This window comes from Streptomyces sp. ADI95-16 (assembly GCF_003721495.1).
In the GTDB taxonomy this organism is placed as follows: domain Bacteria; phylum Actinomycetota; class Actinomycetes; order Streptomycetales; family Streptomycetaceae; genus Streptomyces; species Streptomyces goshikiensis.
In genome coordinates, this window is sequence record NZ_CP033581.1 from 343,067 (window position 1) to 356,006 (window position 12,940).

Consider the following 12,940-nt stretch of genomic DNA (forward strand, 5'->3'; position numbering starts at 1 on the left):
TCAGGCATGTCTGAATCACTGGCGGGCCAGCCTACCGTGCGGAGATCATCCCGCCATGACCTCACAGACGATTACCGCGGCAGCATCGGACACCTGGAAGCTCGGCGACCTGACGGTCAACCGGATGGGTTTCGGCGCGATGCGCCTGACGCAGCACGGCGAGGCGTTCGTGGCCGGTGCCGTCCCACGCGACCGCGACCAGGCGCTCAGTGTGCTGCGCCGGGCGGTCGAGCTCGGCGTGAACCACATCGACACCGCCGCGTTCTACTTCTCACCGTTGCGCTCCGCCAATGAGCTGATCAACCAGGCGCTGGCCCCCTACCCGGACGACCTCGTCATCACCACCAAGGTCGGGCCGGGCCGCGACCCCTCGGGCCAGTGGCTGCCGCACGCCACCCCCGAGCAACTGCGCGGCCAGGTCGAGGAGAACCTGCGTCAGCTCGGCCGCGACCACCTCGACGTGGTGAACCTGCGCATCGTCGGCACCGACTCCATCGCCGAACGCTTCGGCGCGCTCGCCGAACTGCGCGAGGCCGGACTCATCCGTCACCTGGGCCTGTCCAACGTCCGCCCCCACCACCTCGCCGAGGCCCAGACCATCGCACCGGTGGTCTGTGTCCAGAACATGTACGGCATCGGCGCATCGCCCGAGCAGAAGGAGTTTCTGCGCATCTGCGGTGAACAACGCATCGCCTTCGTGCCGTTCTACTCGATCGCCGGCACCGGACGCACCGCCGGCGCGACCACCGACCACAGCCCGGAGGTGCGTGCCATCGCCCGCGCCCAGGGCGTGAGCGCAGCCCAGATCCGGCTGGCGTGGACACTCCACCAGGGCCCTCACGTCCTGGCCATCCCCGGCACCGGCGACCTCGACCACCTCGCCCAGAACGTGGCCGTCGGCTCCCTGCACCTGTCGGAGGAAGAACTCACCCTCCTGGACCCCCTCCACCACCACGAGACGGCATGAGCCGGACCCCCATCGCGCTGGTGTCCACTCCTTCTGATCGGCCTGCCTGTCCTGCCGGCTCCTGCCGGCCGCCGAGCGGCGACGGTTGAGGAAGGCGGCCTACGGTCACAAGACCCCGCACCAGGTCAGGGTCCGGTTACAGATAGGGCCCAGCGCGTCCTTGACCCATACGCCCGAACCGACGAAGGCGAACCCCTCGGCGCGGACGGATACGTGGTCTCCAGCGATGAGAAGACCTTGACCCAGGCCCGCTGCCACCCGGCCCTCGCCCCCGGGGCGGGCCAGGGCGATGCGCGTCAACCACACTGCCTGCCCGGCCGCCTACGACGTCCACCGGGCGAGAGTCTTCGGCCGCTGCGAGGCCACCACCGGCATCGCGCCGTTCATGGCCTTGGTCGAACAGGTCATGACCACCAAGCCCTGCGCCAGCGCCAGACGCGTCTCGACCCAGGTCCGGGACCGGCTCCGAGCATTCGAAGACCCTTACAACGCCGGAGCCGACCACTACGGCTGGCCGCATGGGAGATCCGCAGGACCGCGTGCCGCGCCGCTGACCGCGCTTGAGCCCCCGGACAGTGTGTCCGGGGGCTCAAAGCCGCCAGGGGCGGGCGGGGCCTTCCGTGGGCTTGAACGCTCTTCGGCCGGTGGTCAGAGGCCACGCAGGAGGACGTTCCCCGCGGGAAGGCGTCGCTGCTCAGGACTTCGCGCAGGTCCCGTACTGGAGGCAGTCGATCCAGTGGCCCGTGCCGGGCTTGTCGTGACCGACCGGGCCCTCGCCGTGGCCGCCGGGAACGCCTTCGTCGTGATCGCCCGGACTGTCCTGGCCTTGATCGCCTGGACCGCCCCCGTCGTGATGACCGGGCCCGTCTTGGTCGTCATGATCCCCGGGGCTGTCGTGATCGCCGTGATGGCCGGGACCGTCGTGATGGCCGTGATGGCCTGGGCGTGCGGGCGGTCCGGGCGGTCCAGGGGGACCTGCCGGACCTGCAGGACCGGCAGGACCGGCAGGACCGGCAGGTCCTGCGGGCCCCGGGGCACCTGTCGGGCCAGGAGCGCCGGGCGAGCCGGGGGCACCTGTCGGGCCAGGGGCGCCGGGCGAGCCGGGAGCGCCGGGAGCGCCGTCAGGACCGGGAGCGCCAGGGGCCCCGGGGGCACCGGGCGCACCAGGAGCACCGGGCGCACCGGGCGCACCGGGCGCGCCGGGGGCACCAGGGGCACCCGTCGGGCCCGGCGATCCGGTCGGGCCCGGCGATCCGCTCGGGCCGGGAGGACCGCTCGGGCCGGCGGGGCCGCTCGGTCCGGGCGGCCCGACCGTACAGGCCGCCCTCGTGATGGTGTTGTTGTCCAGCGTCACGGCGGCGTTGCGCGCCAGCGCCCGCCCTTCGAACACCGCGCCGTTCTGGGCCGTGATGGAGGCCAGAGCCAGGATGTTGCCCTTGAAGAAGGACGAGGTCTTGACCGTGGCGGAGCTGCCCACCTGCCAGAAGATGTTGCAGGCCTGCGCTCCGTTGATCAGCTGGACGTTGCTCCCCACCTCCATGATCAAGGTCGTGGGGACCTGGAAGATGAAGACGGAGTTGGGGTCGTTCTGACCGTCGAGGGTGACGGTCCCGGTGAGGCCCAGCGAGGTCGAAGGCGGCCGGGTGTACACACCTGGCATCAACGTCTGTCCGGTGAGATCGGCCCCGGGGTCGGTTCCAGCACTCCGGCCCGCCGCATCGTTGTAGGCGGTGGTCAGGTCTGACTGCGCCTGCTGCGCGGCGGCGTTGGTGATGTTCTGGGTCCCGTTGACGATTCCCGGCGGGAATCCGGTCACGGAAGTGCCCGGCCAGAGTCCCAGGTCGCCGTTGATGACGGTGTTGCCCGTATTGCTGACCATCGAGCCGGCCAGGACCGCGTAGCTGGTGACGGTCCCCAAGCCCACGGGCGCTTCGACGGCGTGCGCGAGCTGTGACGGCAGGGTGACCGCCGCCAGCACCATCGCTCCGGGCAGCGCGAAGAGAATTCCCCTCCTGACCCGAACACGTTTGGGTTTTCTGTCCGATGGATCCGACTGGATGGCATCCAACGCCACAGCAAGTCCTTCCTTGTCGCTGTCGACCCCAATGCCGCCGGAGGGGGCTCCGAGCACCGTTCAGCGAGTTCTTGTCAGCCCGCAGCCGCGTACGCGCGTCGACTGCGGGCTTACTCCGAGCGGGACGGCAGAACGACCCCCTGCCGAAAACAGTGACGAACCGTCACGAAATAGTCATTTCGCATATACCAGAGCGATAAACAAGATTGCTGAACAACTGGGCTGTTCGAGCGGGCACGCACCCACCAGGACAAGGACTTCGTCACGGCCGGGGACGTACCCGCCCCCACCGCGACGAAGTGCCGAGGTGCCGAAGTGCAGAGGGGGTCAATGAACCAAGCCCTGGACCGGCTCGACACCTTGCTCCACGGAGTAGGCGAGCCACGCCTGAAACTGCTCGGCACCGACGAAGCACGAGCGATGACGGTGCTTGCCCGAGGACATCCGCCGGGCCGCGGGCGAGATGCGGTTCCCTCTCGGCTCCCGACTCGCCTGACCCCCAGCACCCGCTGGTCCGCGCCGCCTGCAACAGGCTCACGGTCCGCCCGCTCACCGCGGGGAGACAGGCTGCGAGCCGCGCAGGCCGACAGGCCGGCCGGCGGCCGGTGACGTTGGGGGGCGACCCGGTGGTACTGCTGCCCCCAGAGCACTCTGGGCACCGGGCCTCACCCGCGCACGCCATATCGGCGCGGGCCGACCACGACCCTCACCGCGGACCGGGCCGCCGCCGCCCTCACTTTTCGCTGCTATGCGGTCCTGTAGTGGGTTCGTCGTACGTAGCGTCCTGCCCGGGTCCGGTCATGAGCGACCCGGCGCCGCCGAGCTGGGGAGGAGGGCGTCAAGGCTGGTGGGGAGACGGCGGAGGCCGGGCAGCGACCGGAGCGGTTGCAGGTCTGCTGACGGGGACGCGGAGCGATACGCGGGTGGGCCGGAACCTGGCGCGCGCACCAAAGGCGAACGTGATGTTCGGGGCGCTGCTGCACGCCGCGGACCGCCTGCGGCAGGGAGAGGAGCTGACCGAACTCGAAGAGCTGCTGCTGGGCTCGCTGCAGGGCGCCTTGGGTGATGAGGAGGTAAGGAGTGGAGCCGGGCCTACCGGGAGTCGGCGACCGCCCGCGGGGCGCTGGTAGGGGGTGCCCATGGTCATGCCGGGGTCACCCTGGCAAGCGTCGGGCCTTTCCTCCTGTTCGCCGGGCCTGATGAGGCGGTGCAGCGCGTCGCGGGCGTGGCGGCGACTCTCGCCGTCTCCAACCTGGACACCGCAGTCGAGGAGGCGGAAGCGGCAGGAGCCGAAATCGTGATGCCCATTCAGCCCACCCCGAACGGCCGCCGTGCGGTGCTGCGGCACCCGCACGGCGGTGTCCCGCGCCACGCCTGGTTTTCGTGCCCTGCTTGTGGTGAACGGCAGCTCGGTTGCGGTTATCGGACCCGAGCGGGCGTCCGGGGCCGGGCTTGGCGGGTTTGGATGCACCGGCCGGCTGGGGCCGCAGGTCGGCATCGGAAGGACGGGCGAGTCGAAGCTGGGCAGCGTCTGCTTGAGCACGCGAAAGGTGTGCTCCAGGCGAAGCGGCGAACGAACGCCTGCCAGAGCCGGTCGACGTCGGCCGTGATGGCATCGGTGCCGAACCACCACAGCCACGGTGTCCTCGATGGTCGGCAGTTCGGCTCTGCGGGCGAGCGAAGCTGCCGTGGTCGGGCCAGGGCCCCTCCTCTGAGGCAGCGACCTGACCGGGGATCAAGCTGCGTACTGGTGGGCCGGATAGGTCAGATAGCCGGTGTCGCCACCCTGGAAGTACGTCGCCTCGTCGACCGAGGTGAGGGGAAGTCCGCCTCGCAGACGTTCGACGAGGTCGGGGTTGGCGAGGAAGGCCCGGCCGAAGCTGATGAGGTCGGCACCCAGGCCGAGCCAGTGGTCGGCGTCGTCCCTACCCGTCTGCTTCGCGCCCATCGGAAGGACCGGGTTCATCACGAGGGTGCCCGGCCACGCGCGGCGCAGGGCGACGAGCGTGGCCTCCTCGGCAGTGGCTTCGAGGTGCACGTATGCCAACCCGAGCGGTGCCAGTTCGGTCAGCAGCGCGGTGTAGAGATCGCGGACCTCGGTCTCCTCCACTCCCCAGAAGGTCCCGCCCGGTGAGAGCCGGATGCCGGTCCTCTCCCCACCGACGGCCTCGACGGTGGCGGCGACGGCCTCGACGGCGAACCTGATGCGGTTGGCGATCGGGCCTCCGTAGCGGTCCGTGCGCAGATTGGCGTTGGACGACAGGAACTGCGAGATCAGGTATCCGTTGGCACCGTGCAGTTCCACTCCGTCGAAGTCCGCCTCCACCGCGCGTTGGGCGGCCCGGGCGTAGGACCGCGCGTGTTCGGGCACTTCGGTGATGCCCAAGACGCGCGGCACCGGGGCGGGCTGTGGCCCGGTGGGGGTGAAGACGTCGCCGACGGCGGGGACTGCCGAGGGCCCGACCGGCTGCAGGCCGGTGGTGTCGGGGTGCGAGACCCGGCCGCCGTGCATGAGCTGGGCGAAGATCCGTCCTCCGTTGGCGTGGACGGCGGCGGTCACGGGGCGCCATGCCTCGACCTGCTCGTCGGTGAACAGTCCCGGTGTGCCCGGGTTGGACTGCCCGATCAGGCTCGGCTGCACCCCTTCGCTCACGATCAGGCCGGCCGTGGCCCTCTGGGCGTAGTACGTCGCCATGGAAGGTGTCGCCAGGCCGCCGGCCGCGGCCCGGCCTCGGGTCATCGGGGCCATGACCATCCGGTTGGGCAGGGTAAGGCTGCCGAGTTGGTAACTGGTGAACAGACTCGTCATGTCTGGGCTCCTCCGTAGCTGCCGTGCCCGCGTTTCGGGGACACAGCGGCTACGCTAAAACCTCACATCGACGTCAGAGGCAAGGGTCTACGACGCTCAATCTCGCCGGGAGGTCTTGTGCGGATCGGGGAGCTCGCATCGCGCGCCGGAGTCAGCGTCCGGTCCGTGCGCTACTACGAGGAACAAGGACTGCTCACCAGCACCCGCAGCCCGAGCGGACAACGGCACTACACGGACGGTGAGGTCGAGCGGGTCGCGTTCATCCAGCGGATGTACACCGCGGGCCTGTCCAGCCGGACCATCGTCGAGCTGATGCCCTGCATCGATGCGCCCAGCGAAGAGACGTCCGATGCCGCGCTGGAGCGGATGGCACTGGAGCGTGAGCGGCTCTCCGCGCACATCGGCGACCTTCTGCGGACCCGAGACACCCTGGACGCGTTGATGGCCACGGCCCGGGCACACCAGCAGCGGATGAGGGCCGCCGGAGCAGGCTCTGACTGGCAGCCCCCTGCTTCCTGCCGGCCGCAGCCGCTTTCCAGTGCTGATCGGTCTGGTCGGTCTGGTGGTCAAGGAGTACGAGCCCCGTGGTGACAGGTTCACGACGTGCCAGGTGAGTGCGCCAGCCGCAGACGCGGGGCCGGCGGCAGTGGCGTGCGCCCTCCCGTATCCGGTACGGCGCGGAACGCCTCGATCACATAGGCGGCGAAGCGATGGGAGGCCGCGAGCCGGGCAGGGGCACGGCGCGTCTTGAGGCCACAGCCTTGTCGGCGCTGCGCGCCGGCCTCACCGGGGGTTCCTGCGGCGGAGCCGCAGCCAGGCCCAGGCTCCGGCACCGGCAGCGGCCAGGGAGGCAGCGGCGCCGAGGAACCAGTGGGCCGGGGATGCCGCTTCGCCGGCCTGAGGGCCGGGCTCGCGATCGTGGCAGTCGGTGGGGGCCGCGGTGACCCGGTAGCGGGCCCATTCCCTGGCGGGTTTGCCCTTCTCGTTCCAGTGCACGACGTAGAAGCCGGGCTTCGCGTCGCACCGGATCCGGACCGTGGCGCTCACATGCCTGTCTCCGCGCATCACCACCGGGCGCGTGAACCCCGGGGACGACAGTTCGACCGAGCCGTCGTTGCCCATCTCCAGCCCGTCCTCGGCATGGAGTCTCCCGCCGGCCTGCACGGAGCGGACGTCCCAGGGCGACGCCGGCCATTCCGAGCCTGCGGGGTAGCGCTCCTCCATGGACTCCGGCGGCCGCGCTGCCACCTGCCGCGCGCACTGCGCCCGCTCGGCCGCGTCGGCAGGCTCCACCCGGACCCTGCCCCACAACCGGTCGATCTCCACGCCGATGTCCTCGCTCCTGGACGAGCCGAAGCGCACTTCGTAGGAACCCGGCTCGGCCGCACAGGAGATCGTCGCCACGGCATTGAGGACGAGGTCGTCCATACGGAAGGTGCCATCGGCGGCGAAGGCAGGCGAGGTCACCCGGACGCCGCTGAACGCGTCCCCGGACCTCATGGCCTCGGTCGTCACGATGACCCGTTCCCCCGGCCGGACGGAGAGTTCCGCACCGCTCGGCACCGGACGGGGCGGGCTCTGTGCCGGTGCCGCTACCGTAACGCGCTGCCCGCTCCTGTCGCCAACACCAGTGCCAGCGCTCCGGCGGCGCCGATCATCGTCGCCTCTCTCCTCATGCGAGTCCTCTTCCTTTGCGTTGACGATCTTCAGGTCCCTGCATACCCTGCCTCCTCGTCGAACGCTTGCCCCGGGTGCAGTCCGCGTGGCCGCCTTTGAATCGCCGTCTGACGCGCTCTCCCATCCAGCGAGGGTCAGGCTGTCCAGGGCCTGCGAGCGGCTCGGGGGCGATGTCGTCCAGCTCGACCTCCTTGCTGGTGCACTCGTTCACCCGCCGGTTGCGGATCCGGTCGGAGGTGCCGCGCTGGAGCTGGTGGAAGTGGTTGGTGTGGCTGTCCACGGCTGTGCACAGGCCCACGGGCAGGCTGACCTTCTCTGAACTGCGCACACTCCCCCGGCGGTCGGAGTTGGCTGAGTGGCTCCGTTCACACCAAGGGGTTCTGGCGCAGACCTGGGGAGCGGTCGCAGACCCACCTCGTCGAGCGGGGGGCACGTCCCTGCCGATGCTGATGGCCAAGTCCCGCCAGGGAAAGCGGAGAACGTCCGCAGCTACTTCAAGCCCCGGCGGCCATCGCCGAGGTGACCAGCTTGCTCGCCCCTGGTGGCAGGGGCACTGACGAGACGTCTGGTCGCTTCACCGCCGGTCCGGCTCCCAGCGGGGATGCGCTGGCCGCCCTGTGGGAAACAAATGATCTGCTGAACAACGCGGTTGCCGCGTAACCTGCCTGGCTGTGGACATGGGACGCGCTGATCAACAGCTCCGCTTGATCGCTGAGGCCGTGCAGGTTGCCGGAGCTCTTGGGGCCGAGGTGTGGCTTCGCGGTGGATGGGCCATGGACTTCTTCCTCGGCGAGATCACGCGGGACCATGAGGACATCGACTGGTTCGCTTGGGCGGACGATGCCGGGATCCTGGCGGAGGGCTTGCTGCTGCACGGCTATCGACCGGTCCCAGGACCACCGCCTGACCTGCAACTCGATTTCGCCAAGGACGGGCTGGACAACAGCTTTACGCTCCTGGACCGGGATACGGCCGGCCGTGTCGTGGTCGCCGGGGGCCCCTGGGCCGGTGCACCCTGGCCCGAGGGAATGCTCGATGCCGGGCCGGGCCGTATCGGCGCTCTGGAATGTGCGATCGTCAGTCCACAGGCCCAGATCGAGATCAAGCGGATGATGCCCACCTGGGATCCCTCCCGGCCTCGACGGGCCAAGGACGCCGAGGACATCGTCCGACTGGAGGCAGCCCTCAGAACACGGGGCAATCGGTCTGGGTGATTTCCTGGGCGTCGACCGTCACCTACCGTCGGTCAGTGGCAGAACGAGTACGCGTCCGTGAGATCTATGACGACGAGGGCCAGCGGCTGCCGCGAATCATCTTCGCCTTCGCCACCGCTGCCGGTCCCTCATCGTCTGCGCTGGGTTCGCCACATGACATGACCTCTGAAGGACGGTGATCGGGGGACGCCAAGGCGGCCGAGATCACCGTGCGGGAGGCCCGCCCCGGCACGGCCGCACACGAGGCATCGCCGCGCCTCGCCGGCCTGTCCGCGGTCGTGGCCAACGAGGCACTCCAAGGCCGCCGACCGCACCCGCGAGGAAGCCACGGGCGCGCGTGCAGGGCGGGAGCCTGCGCCACTCTCCGCCGCGCAGCCGGGAGACCCGCGCGGCCGCAGCTCTGTGGTGCCTCCGACCTCCCGGACGCGGGCGCCGCCCCAAGCGGAGACCTCGCCCACTCCATACGGGCGGCCGCGCTAGGCCGTGTCTTTCGGATCAGACCGGGCCCGCGACGCCTGGCACCGCTCCCTGCCTCGGCCTGATCCGATAGACACGGCCTGAATGGCTCCGGCACCTGCGAACCGGTCCCGGACAGTGGGCTGTCAGTGCCCTTTGGCAGCATGAACGCATGAGCAAGGTAGTGAACTACAGCATGGCGAACCGCGGCGAGGTCGTGCGCTTCGTGCCCGCCCTGGACCTGAGCGCCGACGAATCACGACGCCTGGACAACATGCGCGTCAGGGCGAAGGCACGTCAGGACAGCCTCGACCACCAGGGCGTGGACTGGGGGCTGTCGGTCCCGGACGCCCTGGAGGAGCTGGTCTCCGGCCGGACCGACTCCTCCGCCGATTACGCCGGTTGCGCCTACTACGCGGCCCTCCAGATCATCATCGACCACAACGCGAGCGACAGCTCGACCCTGGCGAGCTACCGGAGCCCCGTCACCTACTTCTCCGCCCTGGACGACGCCCTCAGCTCGGCGGGCGTCCCGGCGGACCTGCTGCCCTACCAGTACGTGTTCAGCGGCCCGCCCTCGGAGATCGGGTTCCGCATACCCCATCCCCTGGAGGGCTCGCCGGAGATCGGCTGCTGGCCCCTCGCGAAGGCCGGCCTCGCGGTGGAGGCCTACCGCGCGGTGCTGGACCGCGTCGACGCCGATCTCCGGTACGACCTCGGGGAGCTCATCGAGGCCCTCGACGGCTGGGCCTCGGAATGGAACAAGGGCGAGGGCGCCTGGTGGTGGGCCGAGGACGGCTCGATCTTCTTCTCGATCACCGGCTGACCCACTCAGGACGGCAGAGGAAGCGGCCGCTCCCTCCGGGTCAGGTCCAGCCGGCGGCGAGGTGATCCGAAGGAACGGCCTAGGGCCGAGAGCCGGTCCGGCCGCAGCTCTCGCAGCGGGAGCTGGGGGTGCTGCGGCTGGCGGCCGAGGGCTGCACCAACTCCGAGATCGGCCATCGCCTGTTCATCGGAGAGGGCACCGTCAAGACCCACCTGCTGCGGACCTTCGGCGAGCTCGGCGTCTTCGACCGCACGGCCGCCGTCGCCCGCGCGATGAAGTTCCAACTGCTCTCGACGGACTGACGGCCCGGCCGGTGGGCCCGCCTCAGCAAGTGGTGCTGGTCGGCAGGGCCTGCTGATAGAGCGCCACCAACACACCCAGTACGGCCTCTGGTCCCTCCTCGGCCTCGTCGACCAGTTGGGCGAGGGCCTCGCAGAGTTCTCTTGCCTTCGCGGGGCTCAGACGCAGGTGACGCAAGGTCAGATGGTGCTCGGCGGCAGAGCTGTCCAGCTCCTGGGCGACCGCGGCGAGCATCGCGGCGGTACCTGCCGCCTGGGGTTCGGCGACGACCATCTGGCGGGCCGTGCGCTGGAAGTAGTGCTCGGTGCCGCCAGCGGACCTGGCGCGTCTCGGCGATGTGGACCAGCCCGGCCTCGCGGAGCACCTTGAGGGGGTGGGCCACGTTGCCCTTCTTCGCGTCGAGCCGCGCCGCCAGCTGGCTGGTGGTGGCAGGCCGGTGGCCCAGGACGAAGAGCAGCCGCTGACGCAACGGGTGGGCGAGCGCCGCGAACTGCTCAGGCGCGACGGTCTCCAGGACGTCCTCAGGAGGCGGCGAACAGGGAGGCTGATCACGCATACAGAGAGTGTCCAAACCCTTTGACGCTTTCGCAAGGGCAGTGCTCTACTCCCTGCCATGACGACTCCAACGAAGCTCGCGCCGGCCCCTGTTATCGACGAGATGGCCCAGTTGCTGACCGAGCACTACGTTTTCCCCGAGATAGCCGAGCAGTTGGCCGGCCTGCTGAAACAACGCCTCACCGAGGGCGCCTACGACGTCGACGACGCCGAGGAGCTCGCCCGCCTGGTCACCGCGGACCTGCAGTCCCTCAACGGCGACCGGCACCTGAGACTGAAGCACCACGCCGACCCGGTCTCCCCGAAGCAGGGGGCGGCCACCCTGGACGCCATGCGCAGGGACTTCGACTCCTCTCTGGGCGGTGCGCCCCGGGTGCAGTTGCTCGACGGAGGGGTCGCCGTCGTGGAGCTGGCACCGATGCTGTTTCCGCTGGAGTGGGCCGCCGAACCGCTGGGCGCCGCGCTCACCCTGGCCTCCCGCGCCCAGGCGCTGATCGTGGACCTGCGTGCCAACCGGGGCGGCGACCCGGACACGGTCGCCTTCGTCTGCAGCTACCTGCTCGACGAGCGCACCCACCTCAACACCATGTGCTGGCGCGGCGGCGAGCGCAGCGAGCAGTCTTGGAGCCTGCCGCACGTTCCCGGCGCGCGCTTCGGCGGCAGCAAGCCGTTGTACGTGTTGTCCAGCGACAGCACCTTCTCTGCCGCTGAGGAGCTGGCGTACGACCTCCAGCAGCTCGGCCGCGCCGTAGTCGTCGGCGAGCCCAGCCGCGGCGGCGCGCACCCCTGCCGGGGCTGGACCTTGCACCCACACCTGGAAGCCACCGTCCCCTTCGGCCGCGCCGTCAACCCCGTCTCCAGCACGAACTGGGAGGGCACCGGTGTGCAGCCGGACGTCCCTTGCGCCGCTGCTGACTCCCTCGACCAAGCTCACGCCCTGGCCCTCGCCCGACTGGCAGGCTGACCCGGTCCGGCTCATCGGCAGCACTGCGCGCAGCGCCTCCCCCCACTCACACCGGCGACTGAACTCGGCGGCGGAGGCCCTGGTCAGCAGGCGCGGGAACCGGCCTGCGCACTCATGCCCGCACTGGTGGCCGTACCAGCCGCATGTGGCCGTGCGGGCCGCCACCCGGTGAAGGGTGACGGCCCGCGATGGCGCGCCGGTGAGCGGTTCGCCGAAGCGCCGCAGGATCCCGGGTTGACCCTCCCCCTACGTCAGGCTTGAGGCTGTTGCCGAACGAAAGGGCAGGTCCATGGGCTACGCCGTGGGTCAGGTCTCGGCCTTCGCCGGGGTGACCGTACGCACACTGCACCACTACGACCGGACGGGACTCCTCTCACCGGGTGGCCGCAGCCGGGCCGGGTACCGCCAGTACGAAGACGTCGACCTGGCACGGCTCCAGCAGATCCTCTTCTACCGCGAACTGGGCTTTCCCCTGGACGAGATCGCCGAGATCCTCGCCGACCCGCAAGCCAACGCGCTGGAGCACCTGCGGACCCGGCAGCGCCAACTGGCGAACGAGATCGCCCGACTGCGGCAACTGGCCGAGGTGGACGAGCGGGCGATCGAGGTCCAGCAAACCGGGGTGCCGCTGGCACCCGAGGAACGCTTCGAGGTATTCGGGGAGATCGCGTTCGACCTCAGCTACGCCACCGACGCCCAGCTGAAGTGGCGGGACTCCAAAGGGCACCGGGAGGCGATGGCGCGGGCCTCCGCCCACACCAAGGAGGACTGGCGCCGGCTCATGGCGGAGGCCGCCACCTGGCGAGCGGAGCTACTCGCGGGCCACGACGACGGCGAACCCGCCGACGGCGAACGGATCATGGACATCGCGGAGCAGCACCGGCTGCACGTGTCCCGCTGGTTCACGCCCTGCCGGGCGGAGATGCACCAGCGGATCGCCGACGACCCGCGCGCCTTCGCCCTCGTCGTGCCGCCGTCGCAGCAGCGTCCGGGGCTGGCCGCCTACCTGGCCGAAGCGGTGCACGCCAACGCGTCCCGCCGCACCCGCGTCAAGAAACACGTATGAGGAACACCCATGAGAATCCTGATCGCCACGGC

The 12,940-nt window shown here is 70.1% G+C and carries 10 protein-coding genes and 4 pseudogenes; 7 read left to right on the forward strand and 7 right to left on the reverse strand.

What is annotated here, in order from left to right:
• Window positions 1-55 precede the first annotated feature (55 nt).
• Entirely contained in the window at window positions 56-967 is a 912-nt protein-coding gene (locus EES41_RS01805; RefSeq protein WP_123075033.1) for an oxidoreductase, read from the forward strand.
• A 694-nt stretch (window positions 968-1,661) separates the two neighbouring features.
• Here the strand turns inward: EES41_RS01805 and EES41_RS01815 are convergent.
• The 3 genes and pseudogenes from EES41_RS01815 to EES41_RS01830 form a co-directional block, all read right to left on the reverse strand.
• Window positions 1,662-2,948 (reverse strand): ice-binding family protein, encoded by a 1,287-nt coding sequence (locus EES41_RS01815; protein WP_123075035.1) that lies wholly within the window; start codon window positions 2,946-2,948, stop codon window positions 1,662-1,664.
• Window positions 2,949-4,468: 1,520 nt separating this feature from the next.
• Window positions 4,469-4,679, reverse strand: a pseudogene (locus EES41_RS42660) (transposase); the annotation flags it as partial.
• 97 nt (window positions 4,680-4,776) lie between these two features.
• Entirely contained in the window at window positions 4,777-5,850 is a 1,074-nt protein-coding gene (locus EES41_RS01830) for an alkene reductase (RefSeq protein ID WP_123075037.1), read from the reverse strand.
• Window positions 5,851-5,967: 117 nt separating this feature from the next.
• On the opposite strand from EES41_RS01830, the pseudogene EES41_RS01835 reads away from it, so the two are divergent.
• A pseudogene (locus EES41_RS01835) lies at window positions 5,968-6,330 on the forward strand (MerR family transcriptional regulator); the annotation flags it as partial.
• A 303-nt stretch (window positions 6,331-6,633) separates the two neighbouring features.
• Here EES41_RS01835 and EES41_RS01845 read toward each other — a convergent pair.
• Both EES41_RS01845 and EES41_RS44100 read right to left on the reverse strand, forming a co-directional pair.
• The gene (locus EES41_RS01845) at window positions 6,634-7,365 is read right to left on the reverse strand and encodes a hypothetical protein (RefSeq protein WP_164495702.1); all 732 of its coding nucleotides are present in this window, start codon (window positions 7,363-7,365) and stop codon (window positions 6,634-6,636) included.
• A gap of 157 nt (window positions 7,366-7,522) precedes the next feature.
• Window positions 7,523-7,960: a Ku protein gene (locus tag EES41_RS44100; protein WP_367995805.1), complete on the reverse strand. Its 438-nt coding sequence runs from the start codon at window positions 7,958-7,960 to the stop codon at window positions 7,523-7,525.
• A gap of 244 nt (window positions 7,961-8,204) precedes the next feature.
• Here EES41_RS44100 and EES41_RS01855 point away from each other — a divergent pair, with 244 nt between their 5' ends.
• The 3 genes and pseudogenes from EES41_RS01855 to EES41_RS01870 all read left to right on the forward strand — a co-directional run.
• Window positions 8,205-8,741: a nucleotidyltransferase domain-containing protein gene (locus EES41_RS01855; RefSeq protein WP_123082189.1), complete on the forward strand. Its 537-nt coding sequence runs from the start codon at window positions 8,205-8,207 to the stop codon at window positions 8,739-8,741.
• 628 nt (window positions 8,742-9,369) lie between these two features.
• Window positions 9,370-10,023, forward strand: coding sequence for a hypothetical protein (locus tag EES41_RS01865; protein ID WP_123075047.1), 654 nt, complete (start codon window positions 9,370-9,372; stop codon window positions 10,021-10,023).
• 92 nt (window positions 10,024-10,115) lie between these two features.
• Window positions 10,116-10,325 (forward strand): annotated as a pseudogene (locus EES41_RS01870) (LuxR C-terminal-related transcriptional regulator); the annotation flags it as partial.
• Window positions 10,326-10,347: 22 nt separating this feature from the next.
• Here EES41_RS01870 and EES41_RS42665 read toward each other — a convergent pair.
• Complete coding sequence (locus EES41_RS42665; protein WP_254211838.1) at window positions 10,348-10,596, reverse strand: hypothetical protein; 249 nt, start codon at window positions 10,594-10,596, stop codon at window positions 10,348-10,350.
• Between the two features lie 124 nt (window positions 10,597-10,720).
• Window positions 10,721-10,879: pseudogene (locus EES41_RS42670) on the reverse strand (ArsR family transcriptional regulator); the annotation flags it as partial.
• A gap of 57 nt (window positions 10,880-10,936) precedes the next feature.
• Here EES41_RS42670 and EES41_RS01880 point away from each other — a divergent pair.
• Together EES41_RS01880 and EES41_RS01885 are read left to right on the forward strand one after the other, a co-directional pair.
• The gene (locus EES41_RS01880) at window positions 10,937-11,842 is read left to right on the forward strand and encodes a S41 family peptidase (protein WP_123075051.1); all 906 of its coding nucleotides are present in this window, start codon (window positions 10,937-10,939) and stop codon (window positions 11,840-11,842) included.
• Window positions 11,843-12,131: 289 nt separating this feature from the next.
• On the forward strand, window positions 12,132-12,908 hold the full coding sequence (locus EES41_RS01885; protein ID WP_123075053.1) for a MerR family transcriptional regulator: 777 nt from the start codon (window positions 12,132-12,134) through the stop codon (window positions 12,906-12,908).
• Window positions 12,909-12,940: the final 32 nt, after the last annotated feature.